This is a genomic window from Sphingomonas sp. (genome assembly GCF_031361285.1).
In the GTDB taxonomy this organism is placed as follows: domain Bacteria; phylum Pseudomonadota; class Alphaproteobacteria; order Sphingomonadales; family Sphingomonadaceae; genus Sphingomicrobium.
In genome coordinates, this window is sequence record NZ_JANMCO010000062.1 from 1 (window position 1) to 23,693 (window position 23,693).

Genomic DNA, 23,693 nt, shown 5'->3' on the forward strand with positions numbered 1-23,693 from the left:
CGAAAGCCGGTTCACTCTGCCAGTGTCCGCTTTCCACCCATTGCGGACATTAGACAGGAGGGGAGGCGGCCCGGCCTGGCTCGCCGAAACACCCGGACAAAGTCGGCTTCGCGCCGCTTGAGAAATTCCGCCGAGCCGATCGGGCGACCGATGGTTGCCGCGCGGCGCAGTCGGATTGCCGCGGCCTGATTTTCGCCATCCGGCGCTTTGCGGGCGCGGGCGTTCGATGTTAAGGCTGCGCAACGAAGGCGCGCGACGTGGCGAGTGGGGTAGCAGTCCGGCCGGGCCTTCCTTCGCAGATCAGGGGGATCACCATGACCGCTCGCACCGCATTGTTCGTCATCGCCGCCGCCGCGCTGACCGCCGCGCCTGCTTATGCCAAGCAGGCCAGCCCGAGTTCCGGACGCCAGGACCAGGCCCGCGGCATGCAGGAAATCCCGGTGTGCACGCGGCGGCTGGGGACGATCGCGATCGTCGAGCCCGAAAATCAGTGGTGGCGCGAACTGAACCTTGGCAGCCCCGAAGCGATCCTCAAGATCTTCGTCCAGAAATCGGGCTGTTTCGGGCTCGTCAATCGCGGCCGATCGATGCAGAGCCGGGCAATGGAGCGCGCGCTGGCCGACAATGGCGAGCTGCAAAGCGGCTCCAACGTCGGCAAGGGCCAGGTCAAGACCGCCGATTATTTCCTCGAGCCGGACATCGTCTCGACCAACAAGAATTCGGGCGGCGGCGGGGTCGGCGCCGGGCTTGGCGGCGCGATCGGCGGCTTGTTCGGCGGCGGTGCCGGCAGCGTCATCGGCGGCCTGGCCGGCGGCATCAGCGTCAAGAAAGGCGAGGCCAACGTCACTTTGTCGATCGTCAACGCCCGGACGACCGAGGAAGAAGCCCTGGTCGAAGGCTATTTCAGGAAGCGCGACTTGAGCTGGGCCGGTGGCGGCGGCGCGGGCTGGTGGGGTGGCTTCGGCGCCGCCGGGGCGACCGGATATCAAAACACCGAGATCGGCCAGATCATCGTGCTGGCCTACCTCGACGCCTACATCAAACTGGTTACCCAATTGGGCGGGCTCCCAGCCAATGCGGCAGCGGCGGCGCCCGTCGCGCATTGACGATTTTCCGTCGGCGCGGCGCGCAGCCGCGCCGAACGGGCACAATGGGTTACGATTTCGCCGGGCACTGGTTCTCGGCGTCGGCCAGGGCCTGCAATTGTCCGGCGGGACCGACAGCCCCGGCCTTGGTCAGCGCCGTTGCCGCGTTGGCGAGCTTCGCCGCGTCGAACACATAACCGGAAGCGGCGATCCGGCGGACATCGCGGGCCAGCCGATCAGCGGAGCGCGATGCGGGATTGGCAGGCGCTGCAAACAGGCGCCGAACCTTGGCCAGGGCCGCGGTGATTGCCGGCCGGCTCAACCAGCGGCCGTTCGCCATGACGCCGCGATTGTCGCGGTAAACGAGCGGATCGACGAGCGGATTGCGCGGCAGCAGCACGAGATCGGCGCGCATTCCGGGCTTGATCTGACCGAATTCGCCGGGGTGACGGAAGGCGATTGCGGGCTCGGAGGTCGCGGCGCGCAGGACCTCGGGCGCCGACAGGCCCGCGGTCATCATCAGCCGCAGTTCTTCGGTCAAGGCGAAGCCCGCGACCATGTACGGTCCGCCGTCGGCGTCGGTCCCGGCGAGGAAGCGGGCGCCAACCTGGTGCAGCGCGCGGATGATGGTGATCATCTTGGGCAGTTGCGCCTGGCGCGCGATTAGCACGCGGTTCGGAGCTTCATTGACCATCCCGCGCAGTTCGGCGCGGACCGCCGGCGGGATGTACGCGCCGTCGGGGGAATCCAGCACCGCGAGCGCATCTTTCCCGCGCAAGCTCTCGTGCGTGCTGTAGAGTGTCGGCACCACCCACAGCGCCGGGAAATCGGCCGCGACCTGATAGTCGCGGTCGCCAAGTTCGAGGTTGCGGTCGTTCAGCCAACCCTTGAGATGTTCCATCGTCCGCATGCCGACGTCGGCGGCGTGGCGCACCGGGATGTCATGGGGAACGTGGCCGACCAGCGGCAGGCCAACCGCTTTGGCCTCGGCGGCGATGGCGTCGAACGTGGCCAACGGGACGACGTTGTGCACCTTGATAAATTCAAAGCCGCACGCGGCCTGGCGGCGAACAATGGCGCGGGCATCGTCGATCGATTTCGGCACCACCGCATAGCCGCCCATGTCGAAGCCATTGATAATCTGTCCGGCGACATAAGGGACCGGCGCTAGCATCCGCCGGTTCCGCGCTTGCGCCCGCCAGTGCAGCATCCACGCGAAGCCATCCATCTCGCGCACGCTGGTGACGCCATTGGCAAGGTTGAGCAGCGGCGCCGCCGGCGAATTGGTGTGAAAATGGGAGTCGACCAGGCCCGGAGCAAGATATTGGCCGCGGCCGTCGATTGCGAACGCCTTGGCAGGAGCCGCGACCCGGCGGCCGACCGCGACGATCGATCCGTTGCGCACCAGCACCTGATTTGGCGTCGAGACCCGTCCAGTCACGGGATCAACCACGCGAACGTTGCGAAACAGGATGGTGCGCGACGGCGCTGCCGCTTTCAAACCATCGAGCATGGCGCCGACGCTTGCCGCCTGTCCGAGCTTGGCGATGGCCTCCGGCCCCGCATCGGGGTTTGGCATGTCCTGCGCCGGAGCGGGGGCACCGGCAACCAGCAGCGCAATTACGCAAGCCGGCGTCAGAAAGCGGCTAGCGTGGGTCATTTTGCTCAAGCCAGGCGAGAACGGTTTGCTCGCCGCTTCGCCAATGGTCGCGGACGGCATGCGCCGCGCCGAGGAAATCGCCCGCCGCGATCGCCTCGACGATGATCGCGTGCTGGTCGTGGGATCCCGGGACGTCGGCCATGCCGCGACGGATCGCGCCATCGAGGCGGTGAGCGAGCGCTTCATGGCGGTCGAGCATGTCGAGGAGCCGCTGATTGGGGCAGCGCCGCCGCAGGGCGACGTGGAACGCCCTGTCCGCCGCCGCAGCTCGATCGGGGCGCGCGGTCTGGAGCCTGGCGTTGAGAAGGCGAAGGCCGCTGACGTCGTCGCGCAAGGCCCTGTTCGAGGTCTCGACGGCGAGGGCCTCAAGGCTGCCGAGGATCGGATAAAGATCGCGGACGGCTTGCCGGTCCGCGGGCGCGACGACGAAGCCGCGATGCGGCCGCGAGATCACCAGCCCTTCCTCCTCGAGGCCGAACAGCGCCTCGCGCAGCGGTGTGCGGCTAACCCCGAGATCGCTGGCCAGCGCGACTTCCTCGAGATGCTGTCCGCCTTTGAAATGGCCGGAGACGATGCGGTCCCTGACGATCAGGCGCACCCGGTCGCGGATCCGAAGGTTGAGCACGACAGCTTCCATATTGTATTATGTATACAATCTAAAGGAGCGGTCAAGCCGTCGGCATCGAGGCCGTAATAAGTGAGGAACGGCGGGAGAGACCGGCCGCTTTCCCGACAGTTCGTCGAAAAGTCGGGCGTTTTGACCAGCCGGCGTTGCGTCGCGGGCAGGGTTGGCTAAGTTTCGGCTTCAACGAGATTTCTCTCCCGGAGCTCCACCGCCATGCGCCTTACCCGCCGCCTGACCCTATTGCTTGCCAGCGCTTCCGCGCTGGCCGCTTGCGCCACCGCGCCGCAGCCAGCGGCGATGGCCCCGCCGCCCGCGGTGCCGGTAGCGGTGGTGCCAGCCGCCGACGAGCCGGCGCCGCTGGCGTCGCTGGTGGCGCAGGTCAATATCCCGCACACCGAGTTCCAGCTCGACAACGGTCTCACCGTGCTGGTCCACGAAGAACATAAAGCGCCGGTGGTGGCGATCAGCGTCTGGTATAATGTGGGGTCGAAGGATGAGCCCAAGGGCGAGACCGGCTTCGCGCATTTGTTCGAACATTTGATGTTCTACGGTTCGGACAATGTCCGCGAAGGCATCTTCTCGTTTCTCGAGCAATTGGGGGCGACCGACTGGAACGGGTCGACCTGGTTCGACCGCACCAATTATTACGAGACGGTGCCCAAAAGCGCGCTTGAAAAAGCGCTGTTCATGGAGTCCGACCGGATGGGCTATCTGCTCCCGGCGGTCGACCAGAAGCGCCTCGATTTGCAGCGCGGCGTGGTCCAGAACGAGAAGCGCCAGGGCGACAACCAGCCGGGCGGGCTGGTCGATTATGAAGTGCTTGGGACGCTGTTCCCCGAAGGCCACCCCTATCACCACGACACGATCGGCTCGATGGCCGATCTCGACGCCGCCAGCCTGGCTGACGTCAAGCGGTGGTTCCTCGACAAATATGGCCCCAACAATGCGGTCATCGCGCTGGCCGGCGACATCACCCCCGACGAAGCCCGCGGGCTGATGAACAAATATTTCGGGGCGATCAAACGCGGCCCGGTCAACACCCCGGCGGCGGCCGACGTACCGACGCTGGCTGCGCCAAAATCGATCATCATGAAGGACCGCGTCGCGACGACGCAGATCCAGCGCCACTGGGCGGTGCCCGGCCTGCTGTCCGACCAGCTGGCGCCTTTGGGCATCGGCGCCGCCGTGCTCGGCGGGTTGAGCAGTTCGCGGCTCGACCGGATCCTGGTTCGCGACGAGAAGATTGCCGTGTCGGTCAGCGCCAATGTGCAGCCGTTCCAACGCATGAGCCTGTTCGAGATCGACGCTTCGGTGAAACCGGGCGTTGATCCGGCGCTGGTCGAAAAGCGGCTCGACGAAGTCGTCGCCCAATTCCTCGCCGAAGGACCGACCGAGGATGAAATGCGCCGCGCCGCCACGGTCGCCGTGTCGGGCAGCATCCGGGCGCTCGAAAAAGTCGGCGACGATGGCGGCAAGGCGTCGTCGCTGGCGGAAGGCAAACTCTATGCCGGCGACGCGGATTATTACCGCAAGCAATTGAATGCCTATGCCGCGGCGACGCCGACGCAGGTTCGCGACGCCATGCGGCAGTGGTTGGGGCGGCCAGTGTTCAGCGTCCGGCTCGAGCCCGGCGATCGGCCACCCTATGAGGAAGCCAAGGGACCGCCGCCGGCCAAGGCCAGCGACATCAAGGTGGCGTCGATCAAGCGCCAGATGCCGCCCGCCGCGCCGCCCGAAGCGCTCGATTTTCCAAACGTCGAACGGACGACGCTGGCGAACGGCATCAAGGTCACGTACGCCCAGCGTGCCGCCGCCCCGTTGACCGACATTGTGCTCAGCTTCGATGCCGGCTTTGCCGCCGATCAGCCCGCCGAACGCGGCCTGCAGAACATGACCATGGCGCTGCTCGACGAAGGCACCGAGAAATATTCGGCGCAGCAAATTGCCGAAGCCAAGGAGCGGTTGGGGGCCAGCCTGAATAGCGGCGGATCGTCGGATCGCAGCTTTGTCGTGCTGTCGGCGCTCAGTCCAAACCTGGTGCCCTCGCTCGGGCTAATGACCGAGATTATCGAGCGGCCGGCCTTTGCGCCGAGCGAGATCGAACGGGTCCGCAGCCAGCTGCTGACCGCGATCGCGCAGGCCAAGACGACGCCCGGTTCGATGGCCGCGCGCGCCCTGCCGGCGTTGCTGTACGGGGAGAACCATCCGTATGCGACGACGTCCCAGGGCAATGACGCCGCGGTCAAGGGTTTCAGTCGCGCGCAATTGATCGCGTTCAAGGATCGCTGGCTACGGCCCGACAACGCCGAGATTTTCGTCGTTTCCGACCAGCCGCTGGCGGCGCTCAAGCCGATCCTCGAAACCGCGCTTGGCACCTGGCAAGCACCGGCCGGCGAACGTGGCACCAAGAGCTTCGGGCCATTGCCGGCGCGTCCCCTATCGCCGCGCATCGTCCTCATCGATCGGCCGGGTTCGCCGCAGTCCATGATCTTTGGCGGCGAGCTGACGCCGGTCGACCCGCGGGCCGAAAATACGGCGCTGTTTGCCGGCTCGGACGTGCTTGGCGGCAGCACCGCGTCGCGCATCAATCTTGAGCTGCGGGAGCGCAAGGGATGGTCGTATGGCTCGTTTGGCTTCCCCCAGCTGACGGTGGCCGCGGTGCCATTCCTTGTCCAGGCGCCGGTCCAGGCGGATCGCACCGGAGACTCGATCGCGGCGCTGATGACCGAGATCCGGGCGCTGCTTGGGGCCAAGGGTGTCACCGACGCCGAGCGGGTGCGTGCGGTCGCCAACAGCATCGGCGGCCTGCCAGGGCAGTTTGAAACGGGCAGTGCGGTACTCAGCGCGATGCAGACCAACACACTCTACGGCCGCCCCGACAATTATTACGAATTGCTAGGCGACCGTTATCGTGCCCTCAATAACGCTGCCGTCGACCAGGCGCTGCGCCAGGCGATCGATCCCAACGGTTTCGTCTGGGTGGTGGTTGGCGAAGCTGCCAAGATCCGGCCGCAACTCGAGAAATTGCACATGCCGATCGAGGTGATCCAGCCGCGCTAGGCGTTGCTTCGCAAAATGCGGCACCGGCCCGCACCCCCACCCGGCCACCCACGAGCGTACACTGAATGGGTGGCCGGGTGGGGGCGCGGGCCGGTGCAGTCTCAACTTAGTTTAAGTGGGTGACGTGGCCCATCTTGCGGCCGGGGCGGGCTTCGCCCTTGCCGTAGAGGTGGAGGTGAGTGCCGGACTCGGCGAGCGGCGCCGCCCAGTCGTCGGCTTCGTCGCCGATCAAATTGGTCATCGCCACCTGGCGAGCCGTGCGTTTGGTCGAGCCCAATGGCAGCCCGCACACCGCGCGGATGTGCTGTTCGAACTGCGACGTCTCGGCGCCCTCGATGGTCCAATGGCCGCTGTTGTGGACCCGGGGCGCGATTTCGTTGACCAATGGCCCGTCGGCGCAGGCGAAGAACTCGACGGTCAGGACACCGATATGGCCCAGCGCATCAGCGATGCGGCGAGCGATTGCCTGGGCTTCGCCGACCTGGCGTTCGATCGGATCGCCGGCGGGCAGCTCGGACCGGCGCAGGATGCCGCTTTCATGAGTGTTGCGCGGGCTGTCCCACAGCGCGCATTCGCCGGCTTCGGTGCGGGCCAGTACGACCGAGAATTCGGCGAGAAAATCGATCGCGGCTTCGGCGATGCCGGCGGGCGCGCCAATCGCGTCCCAGGCGTCGCGCGCTTCGGACGGATCGCGAACCCAAGCCTGGCCTTTGCCGTCATAGCCGAACCGCCGGCTTTTGAGCACGAGCGGCAGGCCAAGCGCGGCGATGGCCGCCGCGACATCGTTCGGACCATCAATCGTTCGCCATGGCGCCACTCGCCCGCCGACGCTGGCGACGAATTCCTTTTCGACGCAGCGATCCTGGGCGCTGGCGAGGGAGCGGGCGCCGGGGCGCATCTTGGCGCCCAGTGCGGCCAGCGGCGCCACCGGCAAATTCTCGAACTCGTACGTGACCACATCGACCGCGGCGGCGAACTGACCCAGCGCTTCGGCGTCGTCGAACGCTGCTTGGGTATGGGCGGCGGCGACCGCCGCGGCGCAGGGCGCGTCGTCGGGGGCAAAGATGTGGCAGCGATAGCCAAGCTCAGCCGCGGCCATGGCCAGCATGCGGCCCAATTGGCCGCCGCCGATGATGCCGATGGTGGAGCCCGGCGCAACAATCATAGAGGCGTTTGGGCAACCGACGCGGTCTGGGCATGACGATATGCTTCGAGACGCGCCCCAAGCGCCTTGTCATCGATGGCAAGAATCGCGGCGGCAAGCAGCGCGGCATTGATCGCGCCTGGCTTACCGATCGCCAGCGTCCCGACGGGAATGCCGGCGGGCATCTGAACGATCGACAGCAAGCTATCCAGGCCCTTCAGCGTAGCAGTCTCGATCGGCACACCCAGGACTGGCAAGGAGGTCATCGCGGCGGCCATGCCAGGTAGATGCGCGGCTCCGCCGGCGCCGGCGATGATCAGTTTGAGCCCGCGCCCCTTGGCCGCGGCCGCATAGTCATTGAGGCGCTTGGGCGTCCGGTGGGCCGACACGATCTTCACTTCGTGGGCGACGCCGAGCGTGTCGAGCGTCTCGGCCGCGTGGCGCATCGTCTCCCAGTCGGAGTTGCTGCCCATGATGATCCCGACCGGCGGCTCGCTCATCATTCATCCCATTGTCACGAAAAACACTCCACGGTCGTTTAGGAACATGATCACCGGCGCGCAATCGTGCCACGGCGGCACGGATTTCCGGATCCGGAGATTCACGCTATGGTCCGGACAGGGGAATCGAATTAGTGTCAGTCATGGCTGATCCGCTTGTAGATATTTCCAATCCCGAACAACTGGCCGCAGAGATTGCGCGCCTGCGGGGTGAAATCGCGCGGCTGGAATCAAAGGTCCAGCAGCTCGACCAGCTGGCCCATCTCGACCCGCTGATCGGGCTTCCCAACCGCCGCGGCTTCATGCGCCAGTTGGAAGCGCTGATCGCCCGCGTGCAGCGTTACGGCGATCACGGCGCGATGCTGTTCGTGGATGTCGACGGATTGAAGAGCATCAACGACCAGCACGGGCACCAGGCCGGCGACGAAGCGCTGATCCGGGTATCCGAGATGCTGGTCAGCGGCGTGCGTAGCGGCGATTGCGTCGCGCGTTTGGGTGGCGACGAATTTGGCATCATCCTGGAACATGCCGACGAAGCTATTGCCGCCGAGACGGCGGCCCGGCTGGTCGAGCGGATCGCCGCGTGTGAATTTACCCACGAAGGCGCGCCCCTGCCGTTGAGCGTCGCAATTGGCGTCGGCATCATCGCCGCCGACGATGACGCCGAGACGATCATGGATCGCGCCGACGAGGCGATGTACCGGAAAAAGTCCGCCGCGGCTTAAGCGCGCTCGGCCAAATAATAGCGGTCGCGGACAGTAAGATCGTCGGCGAGTTCATAGACAATCGGTTCGCCGGTTGGGATCTCGAGGCTGACGATATCCGCATCGCCGATGCCGGACAGATGCTTTTCGAGCGCCCGCAGCGAATTGCCGTGAGCAGAGACGATCACGCGTTCGCCGGCCCGCAGCGCCGGGGCGATCGCGGCCTCGTAATAAGGCAGCACCCGGGCAATGGTGTCCTGGAGGCTTTCGGTGCGCGGCACGGCGATGCCGGCATAGCGGCGATCGCCAGCGACGTCGTACGGGCTGTCGGTCGGCAATGGCGCCGGGGGGATGTCGAATGAGCGCCGCCAGATTTGCACCTGCTCGGCCCCGACCTGGTCGATCATCTCGGCCTTGTTGCGGCCGGTGAGGGCGCCATAGTGGCGTTCGTTCAATCGCCAGTCCTTGGCCACTGGGAGCCACAGCCGGTCCATCTCGGCGAGCACCAGGTCGAGCGTCCGGATCGCCCGCGTCAGGACGCTGGTGAAGCAGCGGTCGAAATCGAACCCGCGGTCCTTGAGCAGGGTGCCCGCGGCGCGTGCCTCGGCCATGCCCTGGTCGGTCAAGTCGACGTCCCACCAGCCGGTGAAGCGGTTTTCGAGGTTCCACCGGGATTGGCCGTGCCGCAGGAGAACCAAGGTGGGCATCAGCTGGGCTTAGCGTTCTTCAAGTCGGGCAGGATGCCGTGAAGCGCATCGAGGCACGCCGCGGCGAGATACTTCGACCGCTGCGGCGACCAGCCGTAGACCGGGTCGGGCAGGTTGAAATTGTCCTTGAACGGCATTTCCAGGGTCATCGACACGCAGCCATAGCGCTCGGCCAGCTGGGTCGTCGACATCGACATATTGGCCTCGCCCGGGGCGGCGACCTGATAACCTTTGGTGGTTTGAAAATCGGGCGAAAGTCGCTCGAGCATTTCGCTGAAGATCTTGAACAGGTCCGTCTGGCGCTCGGTGATCGAGGGGATGCCCTCGAAACCGGCGAGGAAGTTGGCCGGAATCGCTTCGTCGCCGTGGATGTCCATGGCAAAGTCGACGCCGCTGTCATCCATCGCATTGCGGACCCACAGCACTTCGGGGCTCTGCTCGGCGCTCGGCGCATGCCATTCGCGGTTGAGGTTGACGCCGGCCGCATTGGTCCGCAGGTGGCCGCGGCGCGACCCGTCGGGGTTCATGTTGGGGACGACGCGAAACGTGCATTCGCGGCGCAGGACGCGCGACACCGGATCGTCGGGATCGCACAATTTCTCGAGCGCGCCTTCCATCCACCATTCGGCCATCGATTCGCCGGGGTGCTGGCGAGCGTAGAGCCAAACCTTCAATTCGCCTTCGCCGATGGTCAGGCAGTCGATGTCCTGGCCGTCGAGCGATTTGCCGAGCGACGTATAGCCAACGCCTTCCTGTCCGGCGATCGCGGTGACCAGATCGTGGTGCCGCTCCATCGAGTAAGGCGCGAAATAGGCGAGCCAGACGCAATCGGTCGGCGGGGTCAGATTAATGGTCAGCACGCCGTCGGCATAAATGGTGTCGGCAACGCGCACCCAATCCTCGCGGTCGACCGACAGACACGCTTTATAATCCGGCCAGCCGTGCGGATAGGCCGAGCCAGTACAATTGACGATGCGCAGCGTCACGTCGCGTCCCGCCGCGCCGGCCAGGCGAAAGTAAAACCATTGGTAGAAGTCGGACTTGTGATCCTTGACGATCTCCAGCTCGACCTGATCGCCATCAATCTTGACGACGCGAATGTTGCCCGCGTCGAACGCGCTCGAAATTGTTAGTGTCATGAAACCTTCTTGGGAAATTGGGGTGGATTGAGCCCGACCTGATAATGCGGCGGGACTCGCGTGGGAAGCCCCGTGGCCGACGCAGCGGGTCGACGCATTGCGGTGGCCGGATTGCCCTCGACCATCCGGATGGCGCCGCCGGGACCAGCGAGGTGTAGAAAGCTCTTCGTCGGCGGTGTTGAAAATTTCTTTACGCAAGCGCCGTATCTTGCTGTCCGTGGGACGCTATCTTCTCATCATCATGGTCTTTATGGGCCTGTTCGGCGCGATGGCCGGACGGTTTCAGCCGACCACCGGTCAGTCCAGCAATGGCGACCATATTGCGCGCCCATCGGCAGGCTCGTCGACCGGTCCGGAGAAACGCGCGAATAATTCTGAAACGCCCGCGATTGACGGCAATGCCGTCGCTCTCGACCGCAGCGCCGACGGCCACTTCTACGCCGATGTCGAGATCAATGGCACCTTGGTGCACATGCTGGTCGACACTGGCGCCAGCAGCGTCGCTTTGTCGCGCGACGATGCCCGCAGCGCCGGCATCGCCACGTCGATCGGCATGAACGATGTCATCGGCGAAGGCGCCGACGGCGCGGTGCATGGCGAGGGCGTGCGGATCGATCGCATGCGCCTTGGTGGCGCGCGCGCTGACGGAGTCGATGCCGTCGTGCTCAATTCTGGCGGCATGTCGCTCCTCGGTCAGGACTTTCTGCAGCGCTTCTCCTCAGTCGAAATCAAGGATGACCGGATGATCCTGCGCTGAATGCGGACGCTCCAACTGTTCCCATCGATCGCCTGGGCCCGACCGTGCGGCCGGGCCCGAGCAATGCCATCACGCCATGGCCGGCGCCGCGGTTTCTTGAGGCTGCTGCGCCGTCGGTTGTTCTTCGCGGATGAACGCGAGGATATCCGGATTGACGATTTCCGGATGAGTTGAGCACAGGCCGTGCGGCAGGTCTTTGTAGGTGATCAGCCGTCCGGTCTTGAGCAGCTTGACCGCCAGCGGCCCGGAGTCCGCATAAGGCACGATCTGGTCGTCCTCGCTGTGGATCACCAGCACCGGCACGTCGATGGCCTGCAAATCTTCGGTGAAGTCGGTCTCGGAGAAAGCCTTGATGCACTCGTAGTGGGCCTGGGCGCTACCCATCATGCCTTGCCGCCACCAATTCTGGATGAGGCCCTGCGACACTTTCGCGCCCGGCCGGTTGAAACCGTAAAACGGCCCAGTCGGCAGATCGAGATAGAATTGCGCACGGTTCGCGGCGAGCGCGGTGCGCAAACCGTCGAACACCTCGATCGGCGCCCCGCCCGGGTTCGAGTCTTTCTTGACCATCACCGGCGGCACGGCATCGACCAGCACCGCTTTGGCGACGCGGCCCTTGGCGTGCTGGGCGACATAGCGCGCGACTTCGCCACCGCCGGTCGAATGACCGATATGGATCGCATTGGTCAGGCCAAGCTCGGTCACCAAGGCATCGACATCGGCCGCATAGGTGTCCATCTCATTGCCGGCGGACGTCTGGGTCGAACGGCCATGGCCGCGGCGGTCGTGGGCGATGACGCGAAAGCCTTCGCCGAGGAAGAACAGCATCTGATTGTCCCAATCATCGGCACTAAGCGGCCAGCCGTGATGAAAGACGATCGGTTGCGCGCTTTTGGGCCCCCAATCCTTGTAGAAGATATGCGTGCCGTCGGGCGTGGTGATGTGGGTCATGGCGATGGGGTTCCTCACCAGGGATGCCGGCCAGCAGGACCGGCGCTGACGTCTCGTGCGGAGCCGATGGCGGGTAAGATTGGCGTCCGTCAAACCATCCCGACTCGGTCGCGGCGACGAGAGCGTCGTAACAAATCCGGCGTGGATTGGACAGCGCAGGAGCATGACCATGGCTGGCCGTGCCGCCTGATTGCTGGCGCCAAACCTCGTCATCCGCTAGCCAGCCCGACGTATGACCAGATTTCCAGTGCTTGTGACCGGCGGGGCCGGCTATATCGGCAGCCACGCCGTGCTGGCGCTGCGCGACGGCGGCTGGCCGGTGGCGGTGATCGACGATTTGTCGAATGGCACGCGCGACGTGGTCCCGGACGACGTTCCCTTTTTCGCGGGATCGATCGCCAATCGGGCGTTGGTCGACCGCATCCTTGCCGAACAGAAAATTGGCGCGATCCTGCACTTCGCGGGGTCGATCGTAGTGCCGGAATCGGTTGTGCAGCCGCTCGATTATTACGCCAACAACACGCTCGCCAGCCACGCCCTGATCTCGGCCGCGGTGGCCGCGCAAGTGCCGCATATCGTCTTTTCGTCGACCGCGGCGGTGTATGGCGAGCCCGATCGCGTGCCGATCGAGGAGGGCGATCCGACCCGGCCGATCAACCCTTATGGCGCGTCGAAGCTGATGACCGAGCGGATGCTGGCCGACACTGCTGCCGCTTTTCCGGTCAACTACGCCGCGCTGCGTTATTTCAATGTCGCCGGGGCCGATCCGGACCTGCGCGCGGGACAGATCGGCAAGGGTTCAACCCATTTGATCAAGGTCGCGGTCGAAGCGGCGGCGGGCAAGCGCGACCATGTCGATATCTTCGGCACCGACTATGCGACGCCCGACGGCACCTGTGTGCGCGATTATGTGCATGTCAGCGACCTTGCGGACGCCCATGTCGCCGCGCTCGAGCGGCTGATAGAGCAACCCGACGACAACCTCGTGCTAAACTGTGGTTACGGCAATGGTTTGTCCGTCCTTGAGGTGCTGGACGCGCTCGACCGGGTCGCCGGCAAGACGGTTCCCCGCGTGATCGGGGCCAGGCGCGCGGGAGATCCGCCGCTGCTGGTCGCGTCGAACCGGGCGCTGATCGACACGCTTGGCTGGAGTCCCCGCTTCGCCGCGATCGACACCATCATCAGCCATGCGCTGGCGTGGGAGCGAGCACTGCAGGCCAGGATCGGTTGATGCCGTCGGTCAATCGTTTTGCCGGAGTTTTGCTCTGTTTCCTACTGGTTGCAGCCACCGCACCGGTCGCGGACCAACTGGCGGCGGACCGCATCCACGGGCATGTGCAGTTTCTTGCCAGCGACGAACTCGAAGGCCGCGACACCGGGTCGCGCGGCCACGCCATTGCCGCCCAATATGTCGCCTCGCAATTTACCGCCCTTGGCCTGAAGGCGGGCGGACCAGGCGGCGGCTGGTTCCTGCCGGTCCCGCTGAGGCGCGCCAGCCACGCCAGGCCGCCACAAATCGCGCTGGTGGTCGGCGGCAAGTCGCGGCTGATCGACAATGTCGATGTCGGACTGCGTCCCAGCCTGACCGAAAAACAGAGGTCGATCGATGCCGGGATGGTGTTCGTCGGCCACGGGATTGTCGCGCCGCGCCTCGGCATCGACGAATATGCCGGGCTCGACGTCAAGGGCAAGATCGTCGTCGTGCTGCGCGGGGCGCCCGCCGGGCTGCCTGCAGAAGTCGCCGCCCACCTCGATCTCACCAAGGACCAGATCGCCGCCGCCAAAGGCGCGATCGGCATTGCCGAGCTGACGTACGGAAACCCGCCCGGCTACAATCCGGCGCCCGGGCTTTCGCGTCCGGTCCTCGATTGGGTGGATGCTTCGGGTGCCGTCGGCAAAGCCGGGTCGATCGGGACCGTGATGGTCTTTTCGCCCAGCCTCAGCCGGCAAGTTTTTCAGGGCGCCGTGCAATCACTCGACCAAGTCGGGTCGTCCGCCGATCGGCCAATCCACGGTTTCGCCTTGCTTGGACGGTTGTCGATTTCGGCGACCAGCAGTTGGCAGGATTTTTCCAGTCCCGAAGTGATTGGGATGTTGCCCGGCGGCGACCCGCGGCTGGCGCAAGAATATGTAGTGTTGATGGCGCATCTCGATCATCTCGGCGTCAAGCCGGTCGCGCAGCCCGGGGAAGATGCGATTTACAATGGCGCGCTCGACAATGCGGCGGGCGTGGCGACGATGATCGAGGCGGCGCGGACGTTCACCGCCGCAGGGAAACCGCCGCGGCGATCGATTCTGTTTATCGCCAACACCGGCGAGGAGCCCGGTATGCTCGGCGCCGATTATTTCGCCTCGCACCCGACCGTGGCGCTCGATCACATTGTCGCCGCGGTCAATCTCGACATGCCGCTGCTGACTTATGATTTCACCGACGTGATCGCCTTCGGCGCCGATCATTCGACTGTCGGCCGGACGGTTGCCGAAGCGGCTGGTGCAATGGGCATCGCCGTGTCGCCGGATCCGATGCCGCAAGAGCGATTGTTCGTTCGGTCGGACCATTACCGGCTGGTTCAGCACGGTATTCCTTCGGTGTTCCTGATGACCGGCTATGCCAATGGCGGCCGCGCCGCGTGGGCTCGCTATTTGACCTTTTTCTACCACCAACCCAGCGACGATTTGGCGCAGCCGATCCGCTGGGCGGCGGGGGCCAGGTTCGCCGAGCTCAATTACCGGATCGCCCGGGCGCTGGCCAACGCTGACCCGCGCCCATCATGGTACCCCGGCGATTATTTCGGCGACCTTTTCGCGCCGGCCGGGCCACGCGCGGAGCGGTAACTGGCAACGGTCCAATGCACTCAGAGCAATGGCCCGACGACGAAGGCGAGGAACAGCACGGACGAGGCGGCCATGACGGCGGTGGCGGCCCAGCCGACGACCATCATGCGCCGGGACACCGTCAGCCGCCCCATTGCGCGCGGATTGCGGACGATGAGCATCATCACCGCCATCAGCGGCGCGGCCAGGATGCCGTTGACCACCGCCGCCCAATAAAGCGCCCGCGCGGGATCAATGCCGACCGTGTTCAATGACGCGCCAGCCAGCGTCGTGACCGCGATCGTCGCATAGAACAGCCGCGCGCTCAGCGGCTTGGCGTCGAGGCTGCCCGACTGCCCGGCCATTTCGGTCACCGCATAGGCGGCCGATCCGGCGAGCACGGGCACAGCGAGCAGGCCGGTACCGATGATGCCGATGGCGAACATGGCAAAGGCGAATTGCCCGGCAATCGGGCGCAGCGCCTCGGCGGCCTGCGACGAGGTCGCGATGTCACGCACGCCGCTGGCATGCAGCGTCGCCGCGGTTGCGAACACGATCGCCAGGCTGACTAGGGTGCTGAACGCCATGCCGATTAGGGTATCAATCCGGATCCGCTTGAGTTCGGGGCCGGCATCGCGCGGGGCGATGCACAGCGGCTTGCTATGGTGCCGGTGCTGCTCTTCGATTTCCTGCGCCGCCTGCCAGAAGAACAGGTATGGGCTGATGGTCGTGCCGAGGATCGCGACCAAGGCGGTGGCGTAGGCCGCATTCCACTGCAATTCGGGCACCACCAGCGAACGCAGCGCGTGCGGCCATGGCACATGCGCGACCATCACCACCCCGACGTAGGTAAACAGCGACAGCGTCGTCCATTTCAACACGGACGCATAGCGCGGGTAGCTCAAACCTACCTCGAGGACGATGCAGATGATGCCGAAAATCAGGGTGTAGAGTCCGGCATTGCCCCCAGCCAACAACGCCAGAGCGGCGCCCATGGCGCTCAGGTCGGCGCCCAAATTGACGACATTGGCGATCAGCAGCAGCGAGACCATCAGCCACAAGACGACCCGCGGATAATGGCGCTTGAGGTTGCGGGCGATGCCAGCGCCGGTAACGCGACCGATCTGGGCGGCGACTTCCTGGATGACGACCATCAGCGGGAAACTGAGGACGAATGTCCACGCCAGGCCATAGCCGAATTCGGCACCGATCTGGCTGTGGGTGCCGATGCCGCTGGGATCGTCGTCGGCGGCGCCGGTGATCAGGCCCGGTCCGAGCAACTTCAGGAGCGAACGCGGTCCCCCCTTGCCGGATTTATCGTTCTTTGCCGTGCTCATGACCGGCTTTTGACGACCGCCCCTTATCTGCGCAACTCCCGCTTGGCAGTTTTTCGTTTGGCCTTTGCCAACACCATGGAAAGCGGCCCGGTTGACGAGTATCGACGCGGTTCGACTTGCGCTTTCAGCATGGGCGATCCTTGACTTCAACCGGGCCCCATCATAGGGGCGGCGTCGGTCTAACGACCTTCCGACCATTTCGACCAAAACGAGGCAGGCGCCCGGCCATGAAGATTCGCAATAGCTTGAAGTCGCTGAAATCGCGCCACCGGGATTGCCGCGTGATCCGCCGCCGTGGCCGGACCTACGTGATCAACAAGACCAACCGCCGCTTCAAAGCGAGGCAGGGCTAAGCGCCTCCCGCGATTGGGCTTTTACAACTCGTCAGCTTCGGTTCACCTCTGCAATGATAGGGGTGGGCAATGAGGAGTCCCGCAATGAATCGCAGTTCGAAGACCGCAATCCTGTTCGGCGCAGTCGCGCTGGTCGCGGCCGTCGGCTTTGCCAGTGTCGCCGCCGCGCAAGACACGCAGGCGAACCAGTCGACCCCCAAGAGCTGGAATTACGAGATCAAGGACGGCAAGCGCGTCCCCAAGGGCGAGCGCGTGACCAACGCCGACGGCAGCTGGCGCGAGGAAACCCGCCAGGGCAAGTGCGTGACGATCAAGGAAAAGTCGTCCGCCGGCGAGTATAAAGAGACCCGCCGCTGCGACTGAGCTAGGTCGCTTTCGGGGCTTGCTTGATGATGCAGGCCGGCATTCCGAATTGCGCGACATCCTTGCAATCGCGCACCTGCACGCTGCCGTCGGGTCCGGCGAAGATTGCCCAATCGCGACCGGGGCCGGCGCCGTTGGTGCAATGCGCGGTCCACATGTCGAGGTTCTTGTAGGCGGTGACAAAGCCCGAGGTTTCGACCCGCTTGCAGGTATAGCCTGAATCGTAAAGCGCCCGCTTCAGCGCGATCGCCCGGTTGAGGTCGTCAAGCTTGTGGAGCTGGTCCTGGACCTGGCTGCGGACGACGATTGGCTGTTTCGGCTGGGTCGGCTGTGACTGGCCGCAGGCGGTGGTCAGCAGCACGGTCGCCGATAGAAATAGCCTGGCGTTCATCAACTCGCTCCTTCGCCGATTCAACGCGGCACGCGCGCGAAAGCTTCGCATCAGCTTTCGTAGCGAATTTCGACCTTCGCAGCAGCATTGATCGCCGTTTCAATCGCTTCATCTATCGAGCCCGCGCGGGCAAGCGCGACACCCATTCGCCGGTTCGTCAAAGTGTTGGGCTTGGCGAACAGCCGGACATCGACGGGCTTGCCCGGGTGGCCGAGCGCCAGCGCCTCGGCTAAACCTTCGAAGCGGAAGCGGTCGCTGTCCTGGCTGGCGAGAATGACCGCCGACGCCGACGGCCCGGCGAACTCAATCGCCGGAATCGGCAGCCCGAGGATCGCCCGGGCATGCAGATCGAACTCGTTCGGCGACTGCGATATCAGCGTCACCATGCCGGTATCGTGCGGCCGTGGGCTGAGCTCCGAGAAAATCGCCTCGTCGCCACGAATGAAGAATTCGACGCCGAAAATGCCGGTCCCGCCGAGCGCCTCGACGACCTTGCGCGCCTGGTTTTGCGCCGATTCAAGCGCCCCCCGGGGAATGCCCGCGGGCTGCCAGCTTTCGCGATAATCGCCCGCCTCCTGCCGATGGCCGACCGGCGCGCAGAACAAAACCCCGGTCTGAGTGGCGACGGTCAGCAGCGTGATCTCGCTGTCGAAGGCGATGAATTCCTCGACGATTACGCGGGGGCGGTCGCCGCGCATCTTGGCCACCGCATAGTCCCAGGCGACGCCGACTTCCTCGACCGTCCGGGCGGTGCTCTGCCCTTTGCCCGAGCTCGACATGACCGGTTTGATGACGCACGGCAGCCCGACGCTTTGCGCCGCGGCCAGCGCTTCTTCACGGCTCTCGGCGAACTTGTAGCGCGAAGTGACGAGGCCCAATTCGCGGGCGGCGAATTCGCGGATGCCATCGCGGTTCATGGTCAGCTGCACCGCCTTGGCCGACGGCGCCACGCGCCAACCCTCGCGTTCCAGCTCGGCCAAAGTGGCGGTATCGATGGCTTCGATCTCGGGGACGATGACGTCGGGCCGATGCTTCTCAACCGCCGCCCGCAACGCAGCCCCGTCGAGCATCGAAAACACTTCGAACGCGTCCGAACATTGCATCGCTGGGGCCTGGGCGTAGCGGTCGCAGGCGATCACCCGGCAGCCAAGGCGCTTGGCGGCAATGGCAAATTCGCGGCCGAGCTCGCCCGACCCGAGCAACATCAGAGTAGCAAGATACATGTTCGCGGCCCGATAGCCGTCAGAACCAGGCTCGGCTAGACCAACCGCAGTTAATGAAAGGCAGATCCATGCGCCCCTTGATCCTGATCGGTACCGCCGGGTTCCTCCTTGGCGCGGCACCGCCCAAGCTGTTGACCCCCAACGACATCGTTACGGCAGCGCCGCCGGCGGCATGGCGGACGATCAACCCCGATGACCTGCTGGTCATTGACCTCAAGGATGGCGGCCGGGTCGTCGTTCAACTCGCGCCGGCGTTCGCGCCGATCCACGTCGCCAACATCCGCGGCCTCGCCCGCGGGCAATATTGGGATGGGGCAGCGGTCTATAGGCTCCAGGACAATTATGTCGCGCAATGGGGCAATAACGACAGCAAGAAGGGCTTCCCGACGGGCGTAGTCGCCAAGCCGCCGACGGAATACAGCCGGCCTGTAAAGGGCCTCGCCGTGCGCCCGCTCGGTTTTGCCGATCCTTACGCGCCCGCTGCCGGTTATGCGTCCGGCTGGCCAATCGCCTACAGTCCCAAGGGAGGCTGGGCCAATCTCGCGCATTGCTATGGCAGCGTCGGCGTTGGCCGCGATTTGTCGCCCGATACTGGCACCGGCGGCGAGCTTTACGCAGTGATTGGCCATGGGCCACGCCAACTCGACCGCAACATCGCCGTCGTCGGCCGCGTGATCGAGGGGATCGACCGCTTGAGTTCGCTGCGTCGCGGCACCGAAGCGTTGGGATTTTACAAGGAGCGCAGCGAGGACATGCCGATCGTCAGCACCCGGTTGGCCAGCCAGATCACCGCCGGCGAGCGGCCGTCATTTCAATATATGGACACGAGCAGCGCCAGCTTTGCGCAATATCTGCGGCTGCGCGCCAATCGCCACGACCAATTCTATATTCGCCCGGCCGGTGGCGTCGACCTGTGCAATGTCCAGGTGCCGGTCAGGCGAACGCCCTAGCGATTGGACTAGGCGGCCCAGGCTTGGGCGTGCTCGCGGTTCTTATGTTGGATGATCACCGGTGAGGTGTCGGAGCGCATGCCAGCTTCGGCCAGCGGCAGGGCCGTCGAGCAGAACGCACATTCGGCCGAAATCCGGCCGATAATCCAATGCGTGCGGCCGCAGCCGGGACAATGATTGACCTGATGGTCACGATAGACCGCATGATAGCCCCGGCCCGTGGGGTCGAATGTCCTGTGCATCTCGCCTGACGATGGATTGGTCATCACGCAAACCTTCCTTCCGCTCATTGAACGAGCGAAAGTGCAGCGGGTTGCATGGGGCTGGCGCTGGTTGCTGGTGGCGAGCGGCGGTCGTGGTCTAGCGGGCGCTGAGGCCTTCAAGCGAGATTGGATCGGCGAATTTGGCGCCGAGTTTGTCGCCGGCGGTCCATTTTACCACCGCATTGGCGCGCTCGCGGCCCGGGAGCATCAGCCACACCCGCGATCCGACCTCGAAGCGGCCGTCGGTTTCCGCCATGAATCCGCTTTCCGAGATGTTGAGGATGCGGGCATCGATGCCGCTCTCGCCAAGTTCCCGGACACGCGCCTCGAGCTCGACCGCGTGGCGCGAAAAACGGCGCCGATTGCTCGGGTCCTCACCGTCGGCGATTCTCGCCTTGATCATCGAAAAATTCATCTCCACGGGCGAGACTATTCCGCCGTATCGTCAAAGCTTATGCCAATGCGCCCGTCGCGCACCCAACGCACCGTCGCGAAAACTTGGCCCCGGTCAGCGAGCTCAAACGAAACTTGCTCGCCGATATGCGGCACCAGCGAAAAGATTACCATAGCGCCGGACGGGGAGGTGTTGACCAGTCGGACCGGGTGTTTGCGGCCGCGAAACTCCATCGTGGCGGCTTGGGCATTGGCTTCGAACCGCTCCTCGGTGCGCTCATCGAACATGCGCTTGACGCTCCGCGGGATTATCCCGCCGTCAAGGCTGAACTTGGATGGCACACGAATTCTCCCTCACGATCGAGCGATGCTAATCGATCGCCCTTAAGGATTGGTTTGCGGCTTCCTTACCATTCTTGGCCGCTGTGTCCTACGCGTCACTGGCCGTGGCGATCCTTCGCGTGTATGGCTTCGGCAAGGCACCAAGGGTATGCCCGGCGAGGCTGTTGTCATTCAAATATAATGGGTTGGCTATGATCAAGCGTGCAAGGTTGATGGGTGGTTTCGCGGCGCTTTTGGCGCTGCCCGGGGCCGGGGCGTGGGCCCAGATCGCTGCCGTTCCGCAGCCTCCCGTCGCGGTCCAGCTGCCGCCGCCGGCGATTGTCCCGCCGGCGCCAATCGTCCTGCCACCGCCGCTATGGGACCCGCGCGACGCACAGGCGTTGCTGTTTTTCATCCAGGGGATCGGCAGTGAGGGGCTCGACCCGGCGGACTATGATCCGGCCGGACTGATCGCCGCGCTTCAGTTGGGCAACCCAACGCTCGTTTCTGGGGCCGCCACCGATCGGTTCAATCACTTGTCGTCGGACCTGGCCTTCGGTCACGTTCGCGGTGACGACCGCCAGGACTGGCACATTCCGGACAAAGACCTCGACCCGGCGCGGCAGGCGCTGTTGCTGCAGGCCGCGCTCACCCAACACCGCGTCCCCGACGCCTTGCGCGGTTTGTTGCCGAGCCACCCGCAATATGCCGCGCTGCGCCACGCGCTGGAAGTCACGCCGGCGACCGAAACGGCGAAGGTCAACCGCATCCGCCTCAACATGGATCGCTGGCGCTGGCTGCCGCGCGACCTTGGTGATCGCTACATCATCGTCAATGTGCCGGCATACACTGCGGCGTTGGTCGAAGATGGTGTGACCACGTCGCGCCACCATGCGGTGGCCGGCAAGATCAGTACGCCGACGCCGCAATTGTCGGCGCTCGCCACCGGGGTGATCCTTAATCCGTGGTGGGAGGTGCCAAAAAGCATCGAAGGGGAAGTGCGGGGCAAGGCCGGCTATGTGCCGTTCAAGGATGCCACGGGCAAGATCCTGCGTTGGCGCCAGCCGCCGGGGCCCAAGAACGCGCTCGGCCAGCTCAAGTTCGTGATGCCTAATTCGAAGGCGATTTACCTTCACGACACCAACGCCCGGAGCAAGTTCAACAGCCAAGTTCGCGCATTTAGTCACGGTTGCATCCGCACCGAGCATATCCTCGCTTTGGCGACCAAATTGCTCAACGAGGGTGTCACGATCGACGGCATTCCGGGCGGTGTCGAATGGACTCCGGACAAGATCCAGGCGGCGCTGACCATCCAGAAGACGGTCCAGGCCAATTTTCCCAAGCCGCTGCCGGTGTACATCGTTTACATGTCTTCGGCGGCGTTGGTCGACGGCACGATCAAGGACTACACCGACGTCTATAAGCGCGACGGCAAGGCGATTGCCGCGCTGCTCGACCAAAAACCGGCGGACGCCAAGCCGCCAGCGGCCAAGGTCGTCGCTACAAAATAAGTTGATGGGGACAGGCCGGTGGGCCTGGCTGGCAGCTTAAGTCGAAAGTTTGTCAGCGTAGATCATGCGGCCGCCGCCGAGGCGGCTCATGACCTGCCACTGGCTGGCGCGCGAGAAAGCGAAACAGCCTTCCGAGCGGCCAAGCTTGCCGTGGAGGTCGATCATGTCGGGCTCGGCATACCAGGCATTATGAATGACGATCGCCCGCGATTCGGCATTGTTGTTCGACCAATCGAGCCCGCTCACTTTCATCGAGAGGCCGTATTTGCCCTGGTAATAATCGCCGGTGGTGTAGGTGCCACTCGACGTCGCGTAGGAGCCGAAATCGTTGGAGAAGCGCTCGAGAAATCCCGAATGGTCGGGGTCCGAGCCGCGGCCGTGCGCGACCAAATGGCTATCGACCTGGCCGCTGGCGAGATCGACGACGTGAAAGCGAGGCTCGCTCGACGGCTTGGAAAAATCGGCAATGCCAATGACATCGCGGGCAGCGACCGGATGCGCCAGCAGCGCCGCCTTGGCGCGCTGAAACAGCATGGGATCAATCCCGGTCGGAGCTTGGAACAGCGGTTGTGGCATGACCGGCACGGGCGGTGTCTGAAAGACGATCGACGGAAGGCCAACCGAACTTGCCGCAGAGGATAGCATCACGCCGCTGACGCCAACGGCGCCAAGACGCAACATTTCTCTGCGATTCAACGACATCCCGACCCTCCGCTCGAAACGACGTTTGTACCAGCGGAATGATTAATCGCCGATAACCGAGTTGTGTTGGTTGCCCTCCCTACCGCACGAGGCCAACGGTTCGTCGCAACTATTCGGAAAATCGCGGCGGTTGGTGGCCTGGACGATCAGCCCAAATGAGATTGGGGCTGACCAAACGACAGCGACAGTGCGCCTTAGCCGTAGCTGCGTCGCGGCGTCGGGATGGGCGATCGGCAGAGTTCGTTCAATTGATCAAACAGGATGAGCTGTTTGCCGTTGCCGTCCTCAATCCCTTCAAGCTGGAATCGCGGCTCATTGTAGAGCTCACGCCCGAAGGCAATGGCGTCCTGAAGCGAAGGGAATTCCAGAAAGTCGTTCTCGCCTTCGCGGGCGCCAGCGAGCAATAACAATACAAGCCGAACTGGCTGCACCGAGAACTCCCCCGACTGCGCCTCGCACCGGCAATTCGGTGGAGGTCCCCGCCATCAATCTGTCATTATTCGGCCCAGCGTGCAAATATTCGCATTGCGTCGAGGACCAGCAGAACAAAGATCGCCGGAAAAACACGACCATAGACCGCCCCGGCTTGAACCGTTTTGCTTACACTGTTATGGCCCCGCGCCGCTGTAGGTCCGCTTGCAGCGAATAATTGGCATTGGAACGCGCTTCGGTAGCCCTCCCGGCTACGCGGTGTTCGTTCAGCCCCCTGACCGGGGGCGAATTCATGGAGTGTGACGGCT

25 protein-coding genes are annotated in these 23,693 nt (G+C 64.5%); 10 read left to right on the forward strand and 15 right to left on the reverse strand.

Going from position 1 to position 23,693, the window contains the following annotated elements:
- The first annotated feature begins 314 nt into the window (after positions 1–314).
- Entirely contained in the window at positions 315–1,106 is a 792-nt protein-coding gene (locus RMO25_RS06110; protein ID WP_309661713.1) for a penicillin-binding protein activator LpoB, read from the forward strand.
- Between the two features lie 49 nt (positions 1,107–1,155).
- On the opposite strand, the gene RMO25_RS06115 is transcribed toward RMO25_RS06110, so the two are convergent.
- Complete coding sequence (locus RMO25_RS06115) at positions 1,156–2,745, reverse strand: amidohydrolase family protein (RefSeq protein ID WP_309661764.1); 1,590 nt, start codon at positions 2,743–2,745, stop codon at positions 1,156–1,158.
- On the reverse strand, positions 2,732–3,382 hold the full coding sequence (locus RMO25_RS06120) for a GntR family transcriptional regulator (RefSeq protein ID WP_309661714.1): 651 nt from the start codon (positions 3,380–3,382) through the stop codon (positions 2,732–2,734). The genes RMO25_RS06115 and RMO25_RS06120 overlap by 14 nt, the downstream gene beginning before the upstream one ends.
- Before the next feature lie 201 nt (positions 3,383–3,583).
- Between RMO25_RS06120 and RMO25_RS06125 the strand changes: the two genes are divergently transcribed.
- On the forward strand, positions 3,584–6,430 hold the full coding sequence (locus RMO25_RS06125) for a pitrilysin family protein (RefSeq protein ID WP_309661715.1): 2,847 nt from the start codon (positions 3,584–3,586) through the stop codon (positions 6,428–6,430).
- Positions 6,431–6,536: 106 nt separating this feature from the next.
- On the opposite strand, the gene RMO25_RS06130 is transcribed toward RMO25_RS06125, so the two are convergent.
- The gene (locus RMO25_RS06130) at positions 6,537–7,595 is read right to left on the reverse strand and encodes a 5-(carboxyamino)imidazole ribonucleotide synthase (RefSeq protein ID WP_309661716.1); all 1,059 of its coding nucleotides are present in this window, start codon (positions 7,593–7,595) and stop codon (positions 6,537–6,539) included.
- Positions 7,592–8,077: a 5-(carboxyamino)imidazole ribonucleotide mutase gene (gene purE, locus RMO25_RS06135; RefSeq protein WP_405051850.1), complete on the reverse strand. Its 486-nt coding sequence runs from the start codon at positions 8,075–8,077 to the stop codon at positions 7,592–7,594. Before purE ends, RMO25_RS06130 begins: the two co-directional genes overlap by 4 nt.
- A 140-nt stretch (positions 8,078–8,217) precedes the next feature.
- On the opposite strand from purE, the gene RMO25_RS06140 reads away from it, so the two are divergent.
- Positions 8,218–8,799: a GGDEF domain-containing protein gene (locus RMO25_RS06140; protein WP_309661717.1), complete on the forward strand. Its 582-nt coding sequence runs from the start codon at positions 8,218–8,220 to the stop codon at positions 8,797–8,799.
- Here RMO25_RS06140 and gpmA read toward each other — a convergent pair.
- The gene (gpmA, locus tag RMO25_RS06145) at positions 8,796–9,485 is read right to left on the reverse strand and encodes a 2,3-diphosphoglycerate-dependent phosphoglycerate mutase (protein WP_309661718.1); all 690 of its coding nucleotides are present in this window, start codon (positions 9,483–9,485) and stop codon (positions 8,796–8,798) included. The two genes, RMO25_RS06140 and gpmA, sit on opposite strands and share 4 nt — an antisense overlap.
- Complete coding sequence (locus tag RMO25_RS06150; RefSeq protein WP_309661719.1) at positions 9,485–10,624, reverse strand: M14-type cytosolic carboxypeptidase; 1,140 nt, start codon at positions 10,622–10,624, stop codon at positions 9,485–9,487. The genes gpmA and RMO25_RS06150 overlap by 1 nt, the downstream gene beginning before the upstream one ends.
- 217 nt (positions 10,625–10,841) lie before the next feature.
- On the opposite strand from RMO25_RS06150, the gene RMO25_RS06155 reads away from it, so the two are divergent.
- Entirely contained in the window at positions 10,842–11,381 is a 540-nt protein-coding gene (locus tag RMO25_RS06155) for a TIGR02281 family clan AA aspartic protease (RefSeq protein ID WP_309661720.1), read from the forward strand.
- Positions 11,382–11,450: 69 nt separating this feature from the next.
- On the opposite strand, the gene RMO25_RS06160 is transcribed toward RMO25_RS06155, so the two are convergent.
- The gene (locus RMO25_RS06160) at positions 11,451–12,332 is read right to left on the reverse strand and encodes an alpha/beta hydrolase (protein ID WP_309661721.1); all 882 of its coding nucleotides are present in this window, start codon (positions 12,330–12,332) and stop codon (positions 11,451–11,453) included.
- A 232-nt stretch (positions 12,333–12,564) separates the two neighbouring features.
- Here RMO25_RS06160 and galE point away from each other — a divergent pair, with 232 nt between their 5' ends.
- Entirely contained in the window at positions 12,565–13,563 is a 999-nt protein-coding gene (galE, locus tag RMO25_RS06165) for a UDP-glucose 4-epimerase GalE (RefSeq protein WP_309661722.1), read from the forward strand.
- Positions 13,530–15,167, forward strand: coding sequence for a M20/M25/M40 family metallo-hydrolase (locus RMO25_RS06170; protein ID WP_309661723.1), 1,638 nt, complete (start codon positions 13,530–13,532; stop codon positions 15,165–15,167). The genes galE and RMO25_RS06170 overlap by 34 nt, the downstream gene beginning before the upstream one ends.
- Before the next feature lie 20 nt (positions 15,168–15,187).
- On the opposite strand, the gene RMO25_RS06175 is transcribed toward RMO25_RS06170, so the two are convergent.
- Complete coding sequence (locus tag RMO25_RS06175; RefSeq protein ID WP_309661724.1) at positions 15,188–16,483, reverse strand: divalent metal cation transporter; 1,296 nt, start codon at positions 16,481–16,483, stop codon at positions 15,188–15,190.
- Positions 16,484–16,710: 227 nt separating this feature from the next.
- On the opposite strand from RMO25_RS06175, the gene ykgO reads away from it, so the two are divergent.
- Together ykgO and RMO25_RS06185 are read left to right on the forward strand one after the other, a co-directional pair.
- A complete protein-coding gene (gene ykgO, locus RMO25_RS06180) occupies positions 16,711–16,836 on the forward strand; it encodes a type B 50S ribosomal protein L36 (protein ID WP_006833921.1) in 126 nt (41 codons plus the stop codon).
- Between the two features lie 84 nt (positions 16,837–16,920).
- Positions 16,921–17,199 (forward strand): hypothetical protein, encoded by a 279-nt coding sequence (locus tag RMO25_RS06185; protein ID WP_309661725.1) that lies wholly within the window; start codon positions 16,921–16,923, stop codon positions 17,197–17,199.
- A gap of 1 nt (position 17,200) precedes the next feature.
- On the opposite strand, the gene RMO25_RS06190 is transcribed toward RMO25_RS06185, so the two are convergent.
- Positions 17,201–17,590, reverse strand: a complete 390-nt coding sequence (locus RMO25_RS06190; protein WP_309661726.1) for a hypothetical protein — start codon at positions 17,588–17,590, stop codon at positions 17,201–17,203.
- A gap of 50 nt (positions 17,591–17,640) precedes the next feature.
- Positions 17,641–18,813, reverse strand: coding sequence for a formate-dependent phosphoribosylglycinamide formyltransferase (gene purT, locus RMO25_RS06195; RefSeq protein WP_309661727.1), 1,173 nt, complete (start codon positions 18,811–18,813; stop codon positions 17,641–17,643).
- Positions 18,814–18,881: 68 nt separating this feature from the next.
- Here purT and RMO25_RS06200 point away from each other — a divergent pair, with 68 nt between their 5' ends.
- Entirely contained in the window at positions 18,882–19,763 is an 882-nt protein-coding gene (locus RMO25_RS06200) for a peptidylprolyl isomerase (RefSeq protein WP_309661728.1), read from the forward strand.
- Between the two features lie 8 nt (positions 19,764–19,771).
- On the opposite strand, the gene RMO25_RS06205 is transcribed toward RMO25_RS06200, so the two are convergent.
- From RMO25_RS06205 to RMO25_RS06215, 3 genes are all read right to left on the reverse strand, one after another.
- On the reverse strand, positions 19,772–20,029 hold the full coding sequence (locus tag RMO25_RS06205) for a hypothetical protein (protein WP_309661729.1): 258 nt from the start codon (positions 20,027–20,029) through the stop codon (positions 19,772–19,774).
- A 94-nt stretch (positions 20,030–20,123) separates the two neighbouring features.
- Positions 20,124–20,441 (reverse strand): PilZ domain-containing protein, encoded by a 318-nt coding sequence (locus RMO25_RS06210; RefSeq protein WP_309661730.1) that lies wholly within the window; start codon positions 20,439–20,441, stop codon positions 20,124–20,126.
- Between the two features lie 14 nt (positions 20,442–20,455).
- Positions 20,456–20,707: a PilZ domain-containing protein gene (locus RMO25_RS06215; RefSeq protein ID WP_309661731.1), complete on the reverse strand. Its 252-nt coding sequence runs from the start codon at positions 20,705–20,707 to the stop codon at positions 20,456–20,458.
- 245 nt (positions 20,708–20,952) lie between these two features.
- On the opposite strand from RMO25_RS06215, the gene RMO25_RS06220 reads away from it, so the two are divergent.
- On the forward strand, positions 20,953–22,251 hold the full coding sequence (locus RMO25_RS06220; RefSeq protein WP_309661732.1) for a L,D-transpeptidase family protein: 1,299 nt from the start codon (positions 20,953–20,955) through the stop codon (positions 22,249–22,251).
- A 36-nt stretch (positions 22,252–22,287) separates the two neighbouring features.
- On the opposite strand, the gene RMO25_RS06225 is transcribed toward RMO25_RS06220, so the two are convergent.
- A complete protein-coding gene (locus RMO25_RS06225) occupies positions 22,288–22,953 on the reverse strand; it encodes a murein L,D-transpeptidase catalytic domain family protein (protein WP_309661733.1) in 666 nt (221 codons plus the stop codon).
- A 194-nt stretch (positions 22,954–23,147) separates the two neighbouring features.
- Positions 23,148–23,384 carry a hypothetical protein gene (locus RMO25_RS06230; protein WP_309661734.1) on the reverse strand — a complete coding sequence of 79 codons (237 nt, stop codon included), beginning with the start codon at positions 23,382–23,384 and terminating at the stop codon, positions 23,148–23,150.
- Positions 23,385–23,693 lie beyond the last annotated feature (309 nt).